General features: G+C 60.3%; 15 protein-coding genes. 3 read left to right on the top strand and 12 right to left on the bottom strand.

Annotated features, from left to right (window positions below; genetic code table 11):
- Positions 1-57: 57 nt before the first annotated feature.
- Positions 58-801, bottom strand: coding sequence for a tRNA (cytosine(32)/uridine(32)-2'-O)-methyltransferase TrmJ (gene trmJ, locus ACL2XG_RS22780; protein ID WP_410013999.1), 744 nt, complete (start codon positions 799-801; stop codon positions 58-60).
- A 117-nt stretch (positions 802-918) separates the two neighbouring features.
- Here trmJ and suhB point away from each other — a divergent pair, with 117 nt between their 5' ends.
- The gene (gene suhB / locus ACL2XG_RS22775) at positions 919-1,722 is read left to right on the top strand and encodes an inositol-1-monophosphatase (RefSeq protein ID WP_331122451.1); all 804 of its coding nucleotides are present in this window, start codon (positions 919-921) and stop codon (positions 1,720-1,722) included.
- A 12-nt stretch (positions 1,723-1,734) separates the two neighbouring features.
- Here the strand turns inward: suhB and ACL2XG_RS22770 are convergent, their stop codons facing one another.
- Both ACL2XG_RS22770 and ACL2XG_RS22765 read right to left on the bottom strand, forming a co-directional pair.
- Positions 1,735-2,778 (bottom strand): nickel/cobalt transporter, encoded by a 1,044-nt coding sequence (locus tag ACL2XG_RS22770; RefSeq protein ID WP_413721181.1) that lies wholly within the window; start codon positions 2,776-2,778, stop codon positions 1,735-1,737.
- 2 nt (positions 2,779-2,780) lie between these two features.
- Positions 2,781-3,446, bottom strand: a complete 666-nt coding sequence (locus tag ACL2XG_RS22765) for a DUF1007 family protein (protein ID WP_413723481.1) — start codon at positions 3,444-3,446, stop codon at positions 2,781-2,783.
- A gap of 228 nt (positions 3,447-3,674) precedes the next feature.
- Here ACL2XG_RS22765 and csiE point away from each other — a divergent pair, with 228 nt between their 5' ends.
- Entirely contained in the window at positions 3,675-4,952 is a 1,278-nt protein-coding gene (gene csiE, locus ACL2XG_RS22760) for a stationary phase inducible protein CsiE (RefSeq protein WP_410013995.1), read from the top strand.
- Between the two features lie 169 nt (positions 4,953-5,121).
- Here csiE and glyA read toward each other — a convergent pair whose 3' ends face one another.
- The 6 genes from glyA to purL form a co-directional block, all read right to left on the bottom strand.
- On the bottom strand, positions 5,122-6,375 hold the full coding sequence (glyA, locus tag ACL2XG_RS22755; RefSeq protein ID WP_410013994.1) for a serine hydroxymethyltransferase: 1,254 nt from the start codon (positions 6,373-6,375) through the stop codon (positions 5,122-5,124).
- A gap of 280 nt (positions 6,376-6,655) precedes the next feature.
- Positions 6,656-6,994, bottom strand: a complete 339-nt coding sequence (gene glnB, locus ACL2XG_RS22750) for a nitrogen regulatory protein P-II (RefSeq protein WP_331122444.1) — start codon at positions 6,992-6,994, stop codon at positions 6,656-6,658.
- A 65-nt stretch (positions 6,995-7,059) separates the two neighbouring features.
- Positions 7,060-8,397 carry a two-component system response regulator GlrR gene (gene glrR, locus ACL2XG_RS22745; RefSeq protein WP_410013993.1) on the bottom strand — a complete coding sequence of 446 codons (1,338 nt, stop codon included), beginning with the start codon at positions 8,395-8,397 and terminating at the stop codon, positions 7,060-7,062.
- Entirely contained in the window at positions 8,397-9,182 is a 786-nt protein-coding gene (locus tag ACL2XG_RS22740) for a two-component system QseEF-associated lipoprotein QseG (protein WP_410013992.1), read from the bottom strand. Before ACL2XG_RS22740 ends, glrR begins: the two co-directional genes overlap by 1 nt.
- A gap of 2 nt (positions 9,183-9,184) precedes the next feature.
- A complete protein-coding gene (locus ACL2XG_RS22735) occupies positions 9,185-10,621 on the bottom strand; it encodes a sensor histidine kinase (protein ID WP_410013991.1) in 1,437 nt (478 codons plus the stop codon).
- A gap of 648 nt (positions 10,622-11,269) precedes the next feature.
- Positions 11,270-15,157, bottom strand: a complete 3,888-nt coding sequence (purL, locus tag ACL2XG_RS22730) for a phosphoribosylformylglycinamidine synthase (RefSeq protein ID WP_413721182.1) — start codon at positions 15,155-15,157, stop codon at positions 11,270-11,272.
- 223 nt (positions 15,158-15,380) lie between these two features.
- Between purL and mltF the strand changes: the two genes are divergently transcribed.
- Positions 15,381-17,012, top strand: a complete 1,632-nt coding sequence (gene mltF, locus ACL2XG_RS22725) for a membrane-bound lytic murein transglycosylase MltF (protein WP_413721183.1) — start codon at positions 15,381-15,383, stop codon at positions 17,010-17,012.
- Here mltF and tadA read toward each other — a convergent pair.
- The 3 genes from tadA to murQ form a co-directional block, all read right to left on the bottom strand.
- Positions 17,002-17,517 carry a tRNA adenosine(34) deaminase TadA gene (gene tadA / locus ACL2XG_RS22720; RefSeq protein WP_413721184.1) on the bottom strand — a complete coding sequence of 172 codons (516 nt, stop codon included), beginning with the start codon at positions 17,515-17,517 and terminating at the stop codon, positions 17,002-17,004. The two genes, mltF and tadA, sit on opposite strands and share 11 nt — an antisense overlap.
- A 55-nt stretch (positions 17,518-17,572) precedes the next feature.
- Positions 17,573-18,211 (bottom strand): phosphatidylglycerophosphatase C, encoded by a 639-nt coding sequence (yfhb, locus tag ACL2XG_RS22715; RefSeq protein ID WP_410013987.1) that lies wholly within the window; start codon positions 18,209-18,211, stop codon positions 17,573-17,575.
- Between the two features lie 192 nt (positions 18,212-18,403).
- Complete coding sequence (gene murQ, locus ACL2XG_RS22710; protein WP_410013986.1) at positions 18,404-19,345, bottom strand: N-acetylmuramic acid 6-phosphate etherase; 942 nt, start codon at positions 19,343-19,345, stop codon at positions 18,404-18,406.
- Between the last annotated feature and the right edge of the window lie 104 nt (positions 19,346-19,449).

The following is a 19,449-nucleotide window of genomic DNA, read 5'->3' as shown; positions in this document are numbered from 1 at the left end:
TGACTAATTTAGTCAACTATTTAACCAACCGTTTTACTCAAGTATTCCCGTCCGATATCACAGTGTCCCGTCATGAGACCTATGCTGTTGCTCGATGGAGGTCAGGATGCCGCGCAATATATGCAGCTCCTGGCTTTCCGGCCGGGCGCGGGCAAACAGGCGGCGCAGCTTGTTCATCACCTGCCCCGGATGCGCCTTGCGGATAAAACCGGTCTGGTCCAGCACCTGCTCCAGATGCTGGTAAAACCGTTCCAGCTCATCCACCAGCGGGTAAGGCGACGGTTCGTGGTTTTCCGGCACGCCGGCCTGCTGGCGCTCGAGAAAGGCAATGCGCACCTCATAGGCCAGGATCTGCACCGCCATCGCCAGGTTTAAGGAACTGTACTCCGGATTGGCCGGGATCTGCACATGAAAATGGCATTTTTGCAGTTCGTCGTTGGTCAGGCCGACGCGTTCGCGGCCAAACAGCAGCGCCACGGGCGCATGCTCGCCTTCCTGCACGCATTTCACGCCGCATTCGCGCGGCTCCAGCATCGGCCAGGGCAAGGTGCGCGAGCGGGCGCTGGTGCCGACTACCAGGCTGCAGCCGGCCAGGGCCTCGTCCAGGGTATCGACGAGGGTGGCGTTGCCGATGATGTCGCTGGCGCCGGCCGACAGGGCAATGGCCTGCGAATCGGGTTTCGTCAGCGGATTGACCAGATACAGGTTGCTTAATCCCATGGTTTTCATGGCCCGGGCGGCGGAACCGATATTGCCGGTGTGGGAAGTTTCAACCAGGACGACGCGGATATTGTGCAGCATAGACTTTCAAGGCAAAGGAATTATGGTCAATAGTTTATCACAGCCGTAGGCATATTGCTGGCGCTCTGCTATAATCTGCGCCGTTTTAGTTCTTTAACATCTTAGTGGACGATATCCATGCATCCGATGCTCAACATCGCCATTCGCGCTGCGCGAAAGGCGGGTAATTTAATTGCCAAACATTATGAAACCCCCGATGCCGTCGAAGCCAGCCAGAAAGGCGATAATGACTTCGTGACCAACGTCGATCGCGAGGCGGAACGTTTAATCATCGAAGTTATCCGCAAATCTTATCCCCAGCACACCATCATCAGTGAAGAATGCGGCGAACTGGCAGGCGAAGACCCCGATGTACAATGGATTATCGACCCACTGGATGGCACCACCAATTTCATCAAGCACCTCCCGCATTTCGCCGTGTCCATCGCCGTGCGCATTAAAGGCCGCACCGAAGTGGCCGTGGTCTACGATCCCATGCGCAACGAACTGTTCACCTCCACTCGCGGCCAGGGCACCCAGCTGAACGGCTATCGCCTGCGCGGCAGCACCTCCCGCGATTTGGAAGGGGCGATCATCGCCACCGGTTTCCCGTTTAAGCTAAAACAGCACTCCGCCACCTATATGAACCTTGTCGGCAAGCTGTTCAAGCAATGCGCCGATTTCCGTCGCAGCGGTTCCGCCGCGCTGGATCTGGCCTATGTGGCGGCCGGCCGGGTAGACGGTTTTTTTGAAATCGGCCTGAAACCCTGGGACTACGCCGGCGGCGAGCTGCTGGTGCGTGAAGCCGGCGGCCTGGTCACCGATTTTGTCGGCGGCCATAACCATCTGGTCTCCGGTAACCTGGTGGCGGGCAACCCGCGCGTGGTCAAGGCCATGCTGGGCGCGATGCGCGAAGAACTGAGCGATGCGTTAAGGCGTTAAGCGCCATCAGCTTCACTGGCTGAAAGGCCGGATGCCGATCGTTGGCGCATAGTGCGCGCCGGCGAAGAGTACCGCGCCGGCAACGATCAGCGCCATGCCGCCGGCGAGGGATAATGCCGCCCAGGCGGCAGCGCGCGCAGCGCCGCCTGCGTGCCTGCGAGTCAGGTGTTCGGCATAACGGCGCCCGAAAAATACCAGCAGCGATACCAGCAACAACGTCAGCGACGTCCCCGCCGCCATCACCAGCGCCGACAGCACACCCCACAGATAAACCCCCAGCACCTTGGCAAACAGCAGCACCATTACCGCCCCGGAACAGGGACGCACGCCCATGGCCAGCACCACCGCCAGCCGGGTACGCCAGCCCTCCGCAGAGACCAGCTCCTCATCGCCGGGCAGATGGCGGTGGCAGCAGCCGCCATGATGGTGATGATCGCCCGGCCCGCCGCTCCCGGAAGGCAAATAAGTCAGCCGGGGATAACACGCCAGCGGCAGGGCCCGCCCGCGGGTAGCGTAGCGCCGGCTCAGCGTCCGCCATAGCCGCAGGGCCGCCCGGCGGCACAGCAGTACGCCCGCCAGGATCATCAGCAGATAACCGGCCCGCTCCAGCCACGCTTCGCTCAGATGCAGAATCCCGGAAGAGAGCCGCAGCGCCACCAGCACCAGCGTCACCAGCGCAATCGCCATGGCGCCCTGCAGCAGCGAGGCCGCAAGCGTCATCGTCAGGCTGAGTTTTAAGCGCGCGGGATGGGTGGAAAGATACGTGGTGATAACCACCTTGCCATGTCCCGGGCCGACCGCGTGCAGTATGCCGTAGGTTAGGCTGAACAGCAGCAGGGCGCCGCCGTATCGCCCGGGATCACGCTGCACCTGCTGCATCAGCTGGGCCAGCTGCTGATGCAACTGACGCTGCCACTCGATGCTTAGCGTCATGATGTTGGCCCAGTGCAACGATATCCAGCCCAGCGCGCCCAGCAACGCCAGCAAAAACAACCAGAACGGCCACAGGCTGAACCAGGGATTGGCCGCGGGCCCCGGCGCTTGGCCGGTTCGCATCCTTAATGACATTGCAGCGTCACCCGCTGGGCAAACTGTTTGCCCAGCGCCATATCGACGTCCGGCGCCGCCGCTTTATCCAGCGACAGCGCATAGCGCTGCAGCGCCGCGTTGGGGGCGGGGGTCATCAGGTCGATGGCGCACCGCGCGGCCAAGTCCGGCGGCAGGCTGACGGCGTGTTTATCCGCATAGGTCATATCGACAAAATAGGTAGGATCAAAGGTGGAAAACACGATGGGCGCCCCTTTCAGCTCCGGCGGATGCGCCAGCGGCAGCACAAATACCAGCCGCGCCTTGAGTCCATTGCGCTCCAGATGATATTCCGTGGGCAGGTTTTCAAATTTCACCGCCTTGCCGTCCCGGTACACTTCCGTGAAATAGTGCTGGCCCAGCACATTGGCCATAATCTGCGCCGCCAGCTTTTTCCAGATCACCGAATCCGGTTTGGCGTCGCCGGCGTCATAAAATACATCGGCTGAGGTGATCTCATCCATGGTCCAGGTCATCTTCAGCCCGGTAAGCCGCTCGTCTTGCGCCAGGATGTCTGTTTTCATATCGATAAAACTATGTGGATGAGCATATACCGGCCGGCAAAAACCACCGGCGACGGCCAGAAACAATCCGAGGGGCAATCGCCGGCATGGCGTATTACCCCTGTCTTTACCCATGTTGCCACATAACATTTTGCCGTCCTGTTATTCCCCGGGAAGATGCTAGCGGAAATCCGGAACGCGCCGCAAGACATTTTCGGTCAACTTTGCATAACCGGCGGAACGATTAGGAAGGCTAAAGTGTGACCGGGCTTAAAGCCCGCAAACAAAATAGGCTGTAATCTCACTTAGGGAAATTGTTTCGCTATTATTAGCTGTATTCCTTAACGTAAGGGCATCACATCTATGAGCCTGAACACCCCAGAGGTGCCAGCGCTTTCAGGTCCACAACGCCGTAGCCATTTGCTTTTGATGCTTTTTGCGCCCGTGCCGTCATTGTCATTGGCCGCCCTGGCCCGTTATAACGGCGAGGATTTGCCCACGACACGGCGCGATCTGGCTCATATAGAGAGCGAGATCCGACGCATATACCATCTTCAGCTGATTGCGCATCATGACGGCAGCTACCGGATCGAAGGCACAATCCTGAACCAGCGCCTATGCCTGATAGAAGGCATGCGCCGGGCCTTACGCCTGTGCGCGGACAAAGTAACCCGCTATTTCCTGCCGTTGCAGGAACAGCTCTGGTCCCAGGCTCCCGCCGCTTTTCAGGCAAGCGCGCTACAAATAGACGAACTGGTTGAGCGGTTCACGGTGCTTATCGATCGCCCCGCCGCCCCGTATGACCGGGCTTTTCTCGCGATTTATCTGCGCTATATCCTTTGTCAGTGCCCGTTGGCCGATCATCCTGAATTCAACCAGCATCAGCAGCAGTGGCTGCGGCAAAAAGCCGAGTATGCCGCCGTGACGGACATGTTCCGCCATTGGCCGGTCCCTCCCGCCGAACTATTGTGCCTGACGCTCCTGTCGCGGATGCTGAAAACCCCGCACCGCGCCCGTTCGCCTTCCGGCGAGGACCGGCAGTTACTGCACGAGGTGGAGGAACTGGTCAAACGCTTCGAGCAACTGGCCGGCATGAGTTTCAATGAGCCGGAAATGCTGGCTGGCCAGCTGTTTTCACATCTCAGCGCGGCCCTGGAACGCTGTCATTTTCACGTGGGCATCGACAACAGCCTGCAAATGGAGGTGGAGGAGAAATACCCGCGGCTGCTGCGCACCGCCAAGACGGCGGTTATGCCGTTTGAGGCCGCCTATCGCATTCGTTTTTCACGCGAAGAGATGGGATTGATTGCGGTCATTTTTGGCGCCTGGCTGATGCAGGACAATGATTTGCAGGAAAAACAGGTGGTGATCCTGACCAAAAGCGGCGGCGAGCAGGAGAAGTTGCTGGAGCTGCAGATTCGCGAGTTAACCCTGCTGCCCCTGAATATTAAATTCCAGGCGCTGGCGGAATTCCAGGCGCAAGGCGCGCCGAAAAACACCGTTCTGGTGGTGACCTCGTTCGCCATGCCGCTGCCGCTGTTTTCCCCGCCGTTGATGCTGGTGCGCCTGCCGCTGGCGCAAAGCCAGCAAGAGCGCATCCGCCAGCTTTTGGAAACCCCGGGCACGGCCGGCAACTGCTGAGACAGATTCACACCGAACGCAAAGCAGACGCGTTAAAGGGAATGCGTGCCGATGGGGGGCCGAATCGGGCGTGGTTTTCACGCCCGCCCGGGCGCCCCATGGCACGATAGGCCCGCCAACACGATATTCAAACCAGACGTATCAACGTGAGCGCGGGCCTGGGGGGCTATCAGGCATAAACCGGATAGCGCGCGCAGATATCCAGCACTTTCTTTTTAGTGCGCTCGATAACCGCTTCGTCATGGATGCTGTCCAGAATATCGCAAATCCAGCCGGCCAGCTCGCGCACCTCCTGCTCGCCGAAACCGCGCCGGGTGACCGCCGGCGTGCCGATACGGATACCGGAGGTGACAAACGGACTTTTAGGATCGTTTGGCACGGCGTTCTTGTTCACGGTGATATTCGCCCTTCCGAGCGCGGCATCGGCTTCTTTACCGGTCAGGTTTTTGTCCACCAGGTCCAGCAGGAACAGATGGTTATCGGTACCGCCGGAAACAATGTTGTAGCCGCGTTCCAGGAACACCGCCACCATGGCCTTGGCGTTCCTGGCCACCTGCTGCTGGTAAATACGGAACGCCGGCTCCATCGCTTCTTTCAGCGCCACCGCCTTGCCGGCGATCACATGCATCAACGGCCCGCCCTGCCCGCCCGGGAAAACGGCGGAATTGAGCTTCTTATACAGTTCTTCGCTGCCGCCCTTGGCCAGGATCAGGCCGCCGCGTGGACCGGCCAGGGTTTTATGGGTCGTGGTGGTCACCACATGCGCGTGAGGCACCGGGTTCGGATAGACATCGGCGGCGACCAGGCCGGCCACATGGGCCATGTCGACAAACAGGTAAGCGCCCACTTTATCGGCGATTTCACGCATCTTAGCCCAATCGACAATACCGGAATAGGCGGAAAAACCGCCGATAATCATCTTCGGCTTATGCGTTTCGGCCAATTGCGCCAGCTCCGCGTAATCGATATGGCCGCTCTCATCAATGCCGTAAGGAATGATGTTATACAGTTTGCCGGAAAAGTTAACCGGCGAACCATGGGTCAGGTGACCGCCGTGGGCCAGGTTCATGCCCAGCACCGTATCGCCGGGCTGCAACAGCGCGGTATAGACGGCAAAGTTGGCCTGCGACCCGGAATGCGGCTGCACGTTGGCATAATCGGCGCCGAACAGCTCCTTGGCGCGATCGATGGCCAGCTGCTCGACGATATCGACAAATTCGCAGCCGCCGTAATAACGCTTGCCCGGATAACCTTCGGCATATTTATTGGTCAACTGGGAGCCTTGAGCCTGCATGACGCGCGGACTGGTGTAGTTTTCCGAGGCAATCAGTTCAATGTGCTCTTCCTGGCGCACCACTTCCTGCTCCATTGCCTGCCATAATTCGGCATCATAATCTGCAATGTTCATATCACGCTTTAACATCCGCTTCTCCTGGCTCAGCTGGCATCGCTGTGGGGTGAAAAAAAAGATTGTAAGAATCCGTTGACGCTATGGCGATAGTGTAAACTTTTTTGCCCCTGCTCCGATAGGGCCCGCGCCGGTTTTTAAGCAAACGATTCCGTCGCCGCGCGCCCATAAGGGCGGGCACGCGCGGGTCGCAAGGGGATTGGGATTTTTTTTCATGCCGGCGGGGAATTTTTTCATGACCACGGGACTCCCCGCCCAGCGGTATATGCCGCGGGCGCGGGAATAACGGCGGGCGTCAGATCGCTTCTTCGTCCTGCTCGCCGGTGCGGATACGCACAACGCGCGCAACGTCGAAAACAAAGATTTTACCGTCGCCGATTTTACCGGTCTGGGCGGTATGCATGATGGTATCGACGCAGCTGTCGACGATATCATCGGCCACCACCAGCTCGATTTTTACCTTGGGCAAAAAATCCACCATATATTCCGCGCCGCGATAAAGCTCGGTATGGCCTTTCTGGCGCCCGAAGCCTTTCACCTCGGTGACGGTCATGCCGGTGATGCCGACTTCCGCCAACGCCTCGCGCACATCGTCCAGTTTGAACGGTTTGATAATTGCATCGATTTTTTTCATCGTAAAACCTTTTTCAGGCAGCCCGGCGACGCCGGCCGCGCAGCATGGGTAAAAAGAGAGCCAACTTAGGCTTTAAAGTCGTTAGCGTCCAGCTCGTGACGAGACAAAAGCTTATAAAATTCAGTGCGGTTACGTCCGGCCATACGCGCCGCCTGGGTAACGTTACCTTTGGTGATCTGCAATAATTTACGCAGATAATGTAATTCAAATTGCAATCTGGCCTCAACAAACGTCGGCAAGACGGTATTTTCCCCCTCCAGCGCCTGCTCCACCAGCGCTTCGCTGATGACCGGGGCCGACGTCAGGGCCACACACTGTTCTATCACGTTAACCAGCTGACGTACATTGCCAGGCCAACTGGCCGCCATCAGACGTTTCATGGCATCGGTGGAAAAGCTGCGTACAAACGGCTTATGGCGCAGCGCCGCCGCCCGCAGCAAATGATTGGCCAGCACCGGGATATCCTCGGCACGCTCATGCAGCGCCGGCAATTTCAGGCTGACCACATTCAGGCGGTAATACAAATCTTCGCGAAACCCGCCTGCGGCCATCACCTTGGGCAGATCGCGGTGGGTGGCGGAAATGATCCTGACGTCGATATCCACATCCCAATTGCTGCCCAGCGGGCGCACTTTGCGCTCCTGCAGGACGCGCAACAGCTTGACCTGCAAGGATAGCGGCATATCGCCAATCTCGTCCAGGAACAGCGTCCCGCCCGCGGCCGCCTGGAACAAACCCTCCCGGCTGCTCACCGCGCCGGTAAACGCCCCTTTGGCATGCCCGAACAGCTCCGACTCCAGCAACTGCTCCGGCAACGCGCCGCAGTTAATGGCGATAAAAGGATGTTTGGCGCGGGGGCTGGCGGCATGGATCGCCTGCGCCAGGATCTCCTTGCCGGTGCCGCTCTGGCCGTTAATCAGCACGCTGACATCCGACTGCGCCACCATTTTAGCCTGCTCCAGCAGCCGCAGCATGAGGGGGCTGCGGGTGACGATTGACTCGCGCCAGCTGTCGTCGCCCGCCGGCATCGACAGTTGCAGGGCATGATCGATAGCCTGGTATAAGGCATCCCTGTCGACGGGTTTGGTCAGGAAACTGAACACGCCTTTTTGCGTGGCGGCTACCGCATCGGGTATGGAACCATGGGCGGTCAGGATGATCACCGGCATGCCGGGCTGATGGCGCTGGATCTCGCCGAACAGCGCCAGCCCGTCCATTTCGTCCATGCGCAGATCGCTTATCACCAGATCGATTTTTTCCCGCGCCAGCACGCGCAGGGCGTCCTGGCCGCTTTCGGCGGTGGTGACGGTAAATCCTTCGCTGGTCAGGCGCATGCCCAGCAGTTTCAGCAGGCTGGTATCATCGTCGACCAATAATAAATGGGCGGTTTGATGTTGGCTCATTATTTACCGGTTCCCTGTTGTGGTCCGGCGGCGCCACGGCCCGCGGCGGCGTCCGGCGCGTCGTTATCGTCGTTGTCGGGCATATCCGGCGACAGCTGCTTGCGGGAGGATAACCGCTGCTCGATTTCCGTCAGGTTCTGCAGTTTGCGGGTGGTCACGTCCAGCTTACGCTGCAGCTCCATCTGCTGGATGCGCAGCATGTCTATCTGGCTGGCGCTGGTTTCCTGCTGCCGCTGGCTGCGGCTGCGCTCCTCCGCCAGCATCAGGCGCAGCGCCTGTTGTTGGCGCCACATTTTAAACAGCGGATAGATCGTCGCGGGAAATTGGGAACGGAATTCCAACAGGTGCTGATAAGACTCGCGCCGTTCAATCACGCTGATGCCGGCTGAATTGAGCAAAATACTCTGCCTGAAGGCGTCATGCCAGGTCTCGCCCGACTGATGCCCGGCTTCGGCGCGCGCCTGGGTGGGCGTTATGCGTTCGGCGCACTGCATGGCGCGCAGCCAGTAGCCGGGGTCGGCCAGGGTGGATTCTGCGTCGGTTTGCCAGAGTTCGTTGCATTCGGCGGCGAAACGGTTCGGCGGCGAGACCTGCTGCACCTGGGCCGTGGAAGAGCCGGCCACATCGCGGTGAGCGGGATAACCATGGCATCCCGCCAGCAGCACGGGCAGCAGGCATACCGGCCTGAACAGCCCGCGTATTGATGCCGGCGGCAAGGAAAAGCGAATCAGGCGATTAAAGCTTAGCGTCAATCTGCCCATCGCCGGTGCGGTACGTAACATCATTATTATTCATTCTCGGCGGTTAAGGGTAATTCTATCCGAAAGCAGACCCCGGCATACTCCACCGTCACCAGGTTAAGCTCGCCGTTCATCCTGCGGATACAATCACGCGCGATGCTTAATCCCAGGCCGCTGCCTTTAACCGCGCCCTTGCGTTGAACGCGGCCCTGGTAAAACGGCTCGAAAATCATGGTTTGCTCCGCCGGCATGATCGGCTCTCCGCTGTTGGCGATGTCCAGGATAAGGCGACCGGACGAAGTGCGGCTGCGGATCCAAATGTTACCGGATTCCGGGCCATAGTGCACCGCATTGGAGTAGAGATTGTCCAGCACGCGCATTAACAGCACCGGCTGCGCCCTGACGCGTTCGCACTCCAGCGCCACCAGGGTATGGATGTCCTTGGCGCGGGCCGGCAGGCTATGGGCGGTAATAACCCGCTCGATCATGGCGCCGAGAGCGATATCTTCATAGTCCGCCGGACTGTCGGCCAGTTTGCGATTGTAGTCGAGCAGCTGTTCGATCAGTAGTTGCAAGTGACGGCTGCTGCTGTCCAGGATGGCCACCACGTCCTGCTGATCCGGCGTCAGCGGACCGGCCACCTCGTCCGCCAGCAGCGCCGTGCCCTCGCGCAGGCTGGCCAGGGGCGTTTTCAGTTCATGGGAGATATGGCGTAAAAACTCATGGCGCTGGGATTCCAGCCAGGACAATCGTTCGTTAAGCCATAAAATGCGCTGCGCCAGCGACTGGATTTCACGCGGGCCGGTAAAAGAGACCCAATCGTCCAGGGGCCGTCCCTGCCCAAGCCGGTTAATCATTTTTTCGACCCTTTTCACCGGACCGATAATCATGCGGGTAAAGAGGATCACCAGCACCAGGCTAAACATAAACAGCAGCAGCGCCTGCCAGCCGAAAAAACGGCCGCGCTCGGCGATGGCCCGCTGCAATTGCTGGCCGCGGGTAAAAATATCATTGCGCGTGGCCTGCACCATATCATTGTTGGCATGGGAAAAATCCCTCAGCAAGGCGGACGCCTGCGCATTCGGTCCGCTGTTTTCGCATTGAATGGCGGCGAGCTGGTCCAGCAGTTGGGTAAGCCGCTGATAATAGCGTTGATCGGGCAGCATGCCGGCGCGGACGTTGAGGATTTGGGTATATTGCCGTCGCTGGTTTTGGTAAAGGGTGACCAGGGTTTCATCGTCGAGCACGCAATACTGGCGATAGCTGCGCTCCATCTCCAGCGCCACGCTGCCCATGGACTCGATGCGCCGGGCGTCCGACAGCGTGGTACGGTTGATATCCGCCGCCTGCTCGCTAAGATTATCCAGGCTTTGCCAGGCCTGGTAAGCCAGTAACAGCAGGGGCAGCAGCACCAGCGTAAAGGCCAGGATCACCAGTTGCCGCAGAGATCGGGGAAAGGGACGCCACGTCTTCAAAAAAATCATCCTGTGATTGCCGACAAAGTCTTTGCCGATGCTATCCGGTTCGGTGGCTTGAAGAAAGCATAAAAAAAGCACTTGGCCCGCGGGCAAGTGCTTTTTTATCGGAATAGGGGGTGCCTCACTCAACGTGTCGTCCTGTGGGTGATAAAGCCGTAAGGCAATTATCGGTATGTTGGACGATAGGCACCGTTCTTTGGCGTCATTCGGTAGTTATGAAGCAAAAGCCGTTGGTTAAGCGTAAACGGCGCTGTCATATCGGGGTGAATGAGCAACTGGGCTATAGTATGCAGCATTCATGCCATAAATAAAATAATTTTATAATACGTTGAAAATAAATAACATTTTCTGGTATCGACCCCTATACCGCATTGTACTGCCCGGGCCGGCGCCACCGTTTGTCTCCCGAAAGAGACATAAATCGCAGTAAAATAAAATATCATTAAAAAACAATTAATTAAGTGTCTCCAAAAAGAGACAGAATTATCTTAAGAAATGAATTAAAGCGACACTTTGCTTTCGGCTGCCCCACCGGCGGAGTACGTGAAAAAAAAGCGCCGGCAACGAGCCGACAGCCGCTGATTAGCCTCTGACGGGACGGCGCCACGGCACGCACAGGATGCCGCCGCGCGCGCCGTGAGCGCCACGGCCGGCTTAGCCCAGCTGTTTGCGCGCGTTGCGGAACATGCGCATCCAGGGACCGTCTTCGCCCCACTCGCCGGGATGCCAGGAATTGCTCACCGTCCTGAATACCCGCTCAGGATGCGGCATGGTCAGAGTGACCCGCCCGTTGGCGCTGGTCACGGCGGTGATGCCGTTCGGGGACCCGTTCGGATTGGCCGGATAGGTTTCGGTAACCTTGCCGGTGTTATCCACGAACCGCAGCGCCACCAGGCCCGCATGTTCCAGCGCCGCCAGATGCGCGGCATCGCGCACCTCCACCAGCCCTTCGCCGTGGGATACGGCGATGGGCAGGCGGGAACCGACCATGCCCTGCAACAATAACGAGGGGCTTTGCGTCACCTCCACCAGGCTGAAGCGGGCTTCAAAGCGTTCCGACTTGTTGCGCACGAAGCGCGGCCACAGTTCGGCCCCCGGGATAAGCTCGCGCAGGTTGGACATCATCTGGCAACCGTTGCACACCCCCAGCGCCAGGGTTTGCGGACGGTTGAAAAACGCCTCGAACTCGTCGCGCACGCGCGGATTGAACAGGATGGATTTGGCCCAGCCCTCCCCCGCGCCCAGCACATCGCCGTAGGAGAAGCCGCCGCAGGCCACCAGCGCCTGGAACTCCTGCAAATCACGGCGCCCGGACAGCAGGTCGCTCATATGCACGTCGATGGCGTCAAAGCCGGCGCGATGGAACGCCGCGCCCATCTCCACATGGGAATTCACCCCCTGCTCGCGCAGGATAGCCACCCGGGGCTTCGCCTGCCTGGCGATATAAGGCGCGGCGATATCCTCGGCCGGGTCAAAGCTCAGCGCGACATTCAGGCCCGGATCGCTATCATCCTGCTTGGCGGCGTGCTCCTCGTCGGCGCAGTCGGGGTTATCACGCAGACGCTGCATCTGCCAGGTGGTTTCCGCCCACCAGGTGCGCAGCAGGGTGCGGCTTTCGCTATAGACCGCGCGGTCGGCGCGGCGGATAACCACCCGGTCGCCCGCTTCGGCCCGGCCGAGATAACGCAGGCAATCCGCCAGGCCATGGTCGGCGAACAGTTGTTCGACGCGATCCCGATCGCCGGCGGCGATCTGGATCACCGCGCCAAGCTCTTCATTAAATAACGCCGCCAGCGTATCCTCGCCAAGGGCCGCGATATCGATATCCAGGCCGCAATGGCCGGCAAAGGCCATTTCCAATAGCGTCACCAGCAGGCCGCCGTCGGAACGGTCGTGGTACGCCAGCAGAACGCGGTCCGCCACCAGTTGCTGCAGCGCGCGATAAAAGCCGCCCAGCTGCGCCACGTCGCGCACGTCCGCCGTATCGTCGCCCAGCTGGCGATAGACCTGCGCCAGGGCGGTGGCGCCCAGCGCCTGATGCCCGGCGCCCAGATCGATAAGCAACAGGGCGTTATCCTGCCCGGCGCGCAGCTGCGGGGTTACCGTGCCGCGCACGTCTTCCACCCGGGCGAAGGCGGTAATCACCAGCGACATGGGCGACGTCATTTCACGCTGCTCAGCACCCTGCGGCCAGCGGGTTTTCATCGACATCGAATCCTTGCCCACCGGAATGGTCAGGCCCAGCGCCGGGCAAAGCTCCTCGCCCACCGCCCTGACCGCGTCATACAGGCCGGCATCCTCGCCGGGATGGCCGGCGGCGGCCATCCAGTTGGCGGAAAGCTTGATGCGTTTAATATCGCCAATCTGGGTCGCCGCCAGATTGGTAAGCGCTTCGCCCACCGCCAGCCGAGCCGAGGCGGCAAAATTCAGCAGCGCCACCGGCGCGCGTTCGCCAATGGCCATCGCTTCGCCGTAATAGCTGTCCAGGCTGGCGGTGGTGACCGCGCAGTCCGCCACCGGCACTTGCCACGGCCCGACCATTTGATCGCGCGCCACCATGCCGGTGACCGTGCGATCGCCGATGGTAATCAGGAAGGTTTTTTCCGCCACCACCGGCAGATGCAGCACCCGTTTTACCGCCTCGGCCATCTCGATGCCGCCGCGGTTAAGCGGCGTGCCCGCCACTGGCAGCCGGACAACGTCGCGCGTCATTTTCGGGGTTTTGCCGAGCAGCACGTCCAGCGGCAAATCGATGGGACGGTTGTTGAAATGGCTGTCGTCCAGGCTGAGATGCAGTTCTTCCGTCGCCTCACCAATCACCGCGAAGGGCGCGCGCTCGCGGCGGCAGATGGCCTCGAAGGCCGCCAGCTGTTCAGGCGCCACCGCCATCACATAACGTTCCTGCGATTCATTGCACCAGACTTCCAGCGGGCTCATGCCGGGCTCGTCGTTGGGAATATCCCGCAGTTGGAAACGCCCGCCGCGATTGCCGTCGCTGACCAGCTCCGGCATGGCGTTGGACAGCCCGCCGGCGCCGACGTCATGGATAAACAAAATAGGATTGTCGTCGCCCATCTGCCAGCAGCGGTCGATCACCTCCTGGCAGCGGCGCTCCATTTCCGGGTTGTCGCGCTGCACCGAGGCGAAGTCGAGATCGGCGTCCGACTGGCCGGACGCCATCGAGGACGCCGCGCCGCCGCCGAGACCGATATTCATCGCCGGGCCGCCCAGCACGATAAGCTTGGCGCCGGGGGTGATCTCTCCTTTCTGCACATGGCCGTCGCGAATATTGCCGAGGCCGCCCGCCAGCATAATGGGCTTATGGTAGCCGCGCAGCTCAACGCCGTTATGGCTGTCGACCCGCTCCTCATAAGTGCGGAAATACCCGGTCAGCGCGGGACGGCCGAACTCATTGTTAAACGCCGCGCCGCCCAGCGGACCGTCGGTCATGATATCCAGCGCGCTGACAATGCGATCCGGCTTGCCGAAATCCTCTTCCCACGGCTGGCCGAAACCGGGAATGCGCAGGTTGGAGACGGAAAAGCCCACCAGGCCGGCCTTGGGCTTGGACCCGCGGCCGGTGGCGCCCTCATCGCGTATCTCGCCGCCGGAGCCGGTGGCGGCGCCGGGCCAGGGTGAAATAGCCGTGGGATGATTATGGGTTTCCACCTTCATCAGGATATGCGCCGCTTCCTGGTGATAATCGTAACGGGCGCTGCCGGGTGCGGCGAAGAAACGTCCCACCGCCGGTCCCTCCATGACCGCGGCGTTGTCCTTATAGGCGGACAGGACAAACTCCGGCGTCTGTTCAAAGGTGTTCTTGATCATTTTAAACAGCGACTTCGGCTGTTCCTGGCCGTCGATAATCCAGTCGGCGTTGAAGATTTTATGGCGACAATGCTCGGAGTTGGCCTGGGCGAACATATACAGCTCAACGTCGGTAGGATCGCGGCCCAGGCGGGTAAACGCCTCAAGCAGGTAGTCGATTTCATCCGGCGCCAGCGCCAGCCCCAGCGTCTGGTTGGCCTGCTCCAGGGCGTCGCGGCCGTCCGCGAGCATAGCCACGGTGCGCACCGGCGCGGGCTCGTGATGGGCAAACAGCGCCTGCGCCTGCTCCAGTTCGCCGAAGACGGTTTCCATCATCCGGTCATGCAGCAACGTCCCCAGTTGCCGCCACTGGTCACCGGTCATCGACGCGCCCTGGAAATAAAACGCCAGCCCGCGTTCCAGGCGCTTGACCTGCGCCAGCCCGCAGTTATGGGCGATATCGGTGGCCTTCGACGACCAGGGGGATAATGTGCCGGGACGCGGCGTAACCAGCAGCAGCCGGCCCTGGGGCGCATGTTCGGCGAGAGAGGGGCCATACTTCAGCAGCCGTTGCAGCCGGGCAAGCTCGTCGGCGGAAAGCGGCGCGCTCAGGTCGGCAAAGTGGACATATTCAGCATAGACATCGCTGACCGGAAGCCGGGCATCCTGGCAGCGGGACAATAGCTTGTTGATACGAAATGCCGACAGAGCGGGCGAACCACGCAGTATTTCCATAATAAAAGATCTCTCGTCTTTGAACCGGCGACCAAAGGTGCTCGGGTACGGCTTGCCATGGGGCGCATCTTTAGCGCAGCTTCAGGGGGGAAACGCGCGCCATTATAGAGAATCCCGGCGGCGGACGAAACCGTTTGCGCGGTTATTGTTGCGATTCTTCTTGTTAAAACGTCCCCGCGGCGGGAATGCAATAAATTTGCACCTTGGCGTTTTGTTAAGCAAAATGCTCCGACCCCAGGGAAAAAAAGATAATAACACCGCGATCACAGACCGCGATAAAATCGCCCCGGCGAGAGATAACTATTTGAAGCGTTTTAAATTAAATTATGTCGTGACCGGCGTTATCGCCGTCTTGCTGACCTGGGCGTTGTGGTTAAACGTCCCCTGGCACAGCATGCAGGACGATAAACTCAGCCAGATAAAAGCCAGGGGAACGCTGCGCGTCAGCACCATCGACGCTCCGCTGAGCTTTTATACCGCCAACAACCAGCAAACCGGTTTCGATTACGAACTGGCGAAGCGTTTCGCCGATTATCTGGGGGTCAGGCTGGTCATCCGCCAGCGCCATACCCTCAATGAACTGTTCGACGATCTGGACAACGACGATGCCGATCTGCTCGCCGCCGGATTGCTCTACAATAACGACCGCCTGCAGCGTTTTACCACCGGCCCCGCCTACTATTACGTTTCCCAGCAACTGGTGTACCGCCTGGGCCAGCCGCGGCCGAAAAACCTCGGCGCCCTGCAGGGCCGGCTGGCCGTCTCCTCCGGGTCGGCGCATATCTCGCTGCTGCGCGGCCTGAAGGAAACAAAATATCCGCAATTGCAATGGGAGGTATCCTCCGATCTCAGCAGCAAGGCGCTGCTGGAGCAGGTGGCCGAAGGCAAGCTCGACTATACGCTGGTGGATTCGGCGACCGTCGGCCTGCTGCAACGGGTGCATCCGCAGCTGGCCGTGGCCTTTGACGTCAGCGACGAGGAGCCGGTCACCTGGTATCTGCCGCGGCGCAATAGCGACAACCTTTCCGCCGCCCTGCTGGATTTTTTCAGCGGCCAGGAAGCGGACGGCACCATGGCGCGGCTGGAGGAAAAATATCTCGGCCACGTGGGCAGTTTTGATTACGTGGACACCAAGACCTTTTTGACCTCCATAGACGCCACGCTGCCGACGCTGCAAGGGCTGTTCCAGCAATATGCCAAGGAAATCGACTGGAAACTGCTGGCGGCCATCTCCTATCAGGAATCCCATTGGAATCCCCAGGCCGTCTCCCCCACCGGCGTGCGCGGCCTGATGATGTTGACCCGCGCCACCGCCGATAGCCTGGGCATTACCGATCGGCTGGACATTGAACAAAGCATCCGGGGCGGGGCGCTGTATCTGGAACGCATGATGCAAAAAGTGCCCGATACCATTCCCGAGGATGAAAAAATCTGGTTTGCGCTGACCGCCTATAATATGGGTTATGCGCATATGCTGGACGCGCGCGCCCTGACGGCAAAGCAGCAGGGCAATCCCGACAGCTGGGTGGACGTCAAGCTGCGCTTGCCGATGCTCAGCCAGCCGCGCTACTATCAGCAAACCACTTACGGCTATGCGCGCGGCCAGCAAGCCTACAATTACGTGGAAAATATCCGGCGCTACGAAATGAGCCTGAACGGCTACCTGGAAGAGAAAGAGAAAAAGGCGGCGCAGCTGGCGGCGACCGAGGCTGAACCGCTAGCCCCGTCCCCGGCCGCGACGCCCGGCCCGGCGCCGGCGAAAATCCCGCCGCAGATCACCGGACTGTTCCCGCCCAATGCGACCGGCGCCGTGGCCGCGCCGCCCTGGATCCGGCCCGGCGGCGTTATTCCGTAATCGTCGGGTCCTGGGACTTCAGCGCCAGGCGGCGCGCTTTATGCGCCTCGCGGCGGGCGCGGAAAAACGCGCTCAGCTGGGCGGAGCACGCCCCGGCCAGTACGCCCTCGGTAATAGCCACGCAATGATTAATGCCCGGCTGGCGCAGCACATCGCACAGCGAACCCGCCGCGCCGGTTTTCTCATCCCTGGCGCCGAAGACCAGCCGGCCGACGCGCGCATGGATAATCGCGCCGGCGCACATTACGCAGGGTTCAAGCGTGACGTATAGCGTGGTATTCACCAACCGGTAGTTGCCAAGCACCGCCCCGCCCTGGCGCAGCGCCATGATTTCCGCATGGGCGGTGGGATCGTGCCGCCCGATGGAACGATTCCAGCCTTCGCCGATGACCCGGCCGTCCAGCACCAGCACCGCGCCCACCGGCACCTCGCCCTCGCCTTCGGCCCGGCCGGCCAGGGAGAGGGCATGGCGCATCCAGATTTCGTCGCCCTGTTCGCCGTGCATATCTGTTCTCCCGGATGATTCGCAGCCGGTGATTATACAGGGATAAAGGGATTTTTTAATCCAGTTGTTTTAACTCGCCCTCGCGGGTGACGCGCCAGCGATGTTCGCAAAAATAGAGCAGCGGGCTGTCGTGCTGGCTATCGCTATAGCCGCTGAACAGCTTAAGCGGCGTGCCCAGTTCGCGCTCGAGCTGGGCCACTTTTTCATGCCCCAGGCAGCGCAGGGTCAATACCCAGCCGCCGTGCCGGCGGGTCATCCTGCTGCCGATAAGCTTAACCCGCGGCAAAAACAGCGCGTCGGCGTACACTCCTTGCACCAAGGGTTCCGGCGAGCCGGTGATCAGCCACACCTGCGCATCCTGGCTGGCCAAATAGTCGTTCAGGCGCTGCAGCACGATGGGAAAGCCGGTGACCCGCTGGCGGAACCAGACGACAAAACGTTGCTGCAACTTGATAAGCCGGGCTTCGCTGTGGCCGAAGGTAATTGCCCATAACAACAGGCTCATCGGCCAACGCGCCGAGCGCCCCTTCACCAATAGCCCGATGCCGACGACCGGCAATACCGGCAGGACCAGGATGGCGTTCAGCGGCAGGTGGCGCAGCAGATAACGCAGAAAACAACCGAACATATCCTGTTGATGCAGCGTGCCGTCCAAATCGAAAAAAACTATGCGCGAGGCTGCTGTGCGACTCAAAACAACTCCTCCGGTTAAAATATCTTATGATCCCGGGCGTCCGTCCCCGTCGCCAGGGTAACGATCATGCCGGCCCACGGACAACATGTCCGGCGCCGGAAGGGGAAAAATACGCGCATGCGCATACGGTTGTTATCAGTGTAGACAGTACTGGTGGATGTAGCCTGTTTACCGCGCCCTGAAAACGGTGTTTTATTTCCCGGCATCAAGGGCATGGCGCAAATAGCCCCGGTGCTCCGACAGCAGGCGCGCCGCCTCGTCGGCGTCAGCCCCGGTGAGGATCATCAAAATCGCCGGTTTCACCGCATAGCCGGTCAACGCGAGGATTTCACCGGCCCGCGCCGTATCGCAGCCGGTCGCCTCGGCCACAATACGGCAGGCGCGATCCGCCAGTTTAATGTTGGTGGCCTTCACATCCACCATCAGATTTTGATAGACCTTACCGAGTTTCACCATGGCGCCGGTGGAAATCATATTCAGCACCAGCTTTTGCGCGGTGCCGGACTTCATCCGGGTGGAGCCGGTCAGCACCTCGGGGCCCACCACGGGCGAAATGGCGATACGCGCCTCACGGGCCAGCGGCGAACCGGGATTGCAGGAAATGGCCGCCGTGGGACACCCCAGCCCCGCAGCATAGCGCAAACCGCCGATCGCGTACGGGGTACGGCCCGATGCCGCCAGCCCGACCACCATATCCACGGCGCGCAGTCCGATGGCCTGCAAATCATCCCGGGCCAGGGTCAGGCTATCCTCGGCCCCCTCCACCGCTTTCAGCAAGGCGCCCGGCCCGCCGGCGATCAGCCCCACCACCATGCCTTCGGGCACGCCGAAGGTGGGCGGACATTCAGCCGCGTCCAGCACGCCCAGCCGGCCGCTGGTGCCGGCGCCCAGATAGATCAGGCGACCGCCGGCGGCAAGCGCCGCCGCCGCCAGATCCACCGCCCCGGCGATGGCGGGTAATTCGCGGCCGATGGCCTCCGGCACCAGGCGATCCTGTTGATTAAACAACGTCACCATCTGCAGGGTGGAGAGCATATCCAGGTTCATCGAGGCCGGATTACGGGTCTCCGATACCAACGCGCCCAGGGTTGCCACATCATTGTTCATCTCGTCACCATTGAATTTTTTATTCATTTAATTGAATCTATTATTGAATATTAAATTCCGGCAGGCGAGAAAATTCTGTACTCTGTCGTCTCCGGAGCGGAATGGCCATGGCAGGGTTCGACATGCATGTT

Origin of the sequence: Sodalis sp. RH24 (assembly GCF_047324145.1) — a bacterium.
Lineage (GTDB): Bacteria > Pseudomonadota > Gammaproteobacteria > Enterobacterales > Enterobacteriaceae > Acerihabitans.
The sequence above is the reverse complement of the archived record's forward strand: the minus strand, read 5'-3'. Positions and strand labels throughout refer to the sequence as shown.

Coding starts and splice junctions, on each gene's coding strand:
- trmJ (WP_410013999.1), bottom strand. CDS start 801: ATGCTGCACAATATCCGCGTCGTCCTGGTTGAAACTTCCCACACCGGC.
- suhB (WP_331122451.1), top strand. CDS start 919: ATGCATCCGATGCTCAACATCGCCATTCGCGCTGCGCGAAAGGCGGGT.
- ACL2XG_RS22770 (WP_413721181.1), bottom strand. CDS start 2,778: ATGCGAACCGGCCAAGCGCCGGGGCCCGCGGCCAATCCCTGGTTCAGC.
- ACL2XG_RS22765 (WP_413723481.1), bottom strand. CDS start 3,446: ATGGGTAAAGACAGGGGTAATACGCCATGCCGGCGATTGCCCCTCGGA.
- csiE (WP_410013995.1), top strand. CDS start 3,675: ATGAGCCTGAACACCCCAGAGGTGCCAGCGCTTTCAGGTCCACAACGC.
- glyA (WP_410013994.1), bottom strand. CDS start 6,375: ATGTTAAAGCGTGATATGAACATTGCAGATTATGATGCCGAATTATGG.
- glnB (WP_331122444.1), bottom strand. CDS start 6,994: ATGAAAAAAATCGATGCAATTATCAAACCGTTCAAACTGGACGATGTG.
- glrR (WP_410013993.1), bottom strand. CDS start 8,397: ATGAGCCAACATCAAACCGCCCATTTATTATTGGTCGACGATGATACC.
- ACL2XG_RS22740 (WP_410013992.1), bottom strand. CDS start 9,182: ATGATGTTACGTACCGCACCGGCGATGGGCAGATTGACGCTAAGCTTT.
- ACL2XG_RS22735 (WP_410013991.1), bottom strand. CDS start 10,621: ATGATTTTTTTGAAGACGTGGCGTCCCTTTCCCCGATCTCTGCGGCAA.
- purL (WP_413721182.1), bottom strand. CDS start 15,157: ATGGAAATACTGCGTGGTTCGCCCGCTCTGTCGGCATTTCGTATCAAC.
- mltF (WP_413721183.1), top strand. CDS start 15,381: ATGCTCCGACCCCAGGGAAAAAAAGATAATAACACCGCGATCACAGAC.
- tadA (WP_413721184.1), bottom strand. CDS start 17,517: ATGCACGGCGAACAGGGCGACGAAATCTGGATGCGCCATGCCCTCTCC.
- murQ (WP_410013986.1), bottom strand. CDS start 19,345: ATGAATAAAAAATTCAATGGTGACGAGATGAACAATGATGTGGCAACC.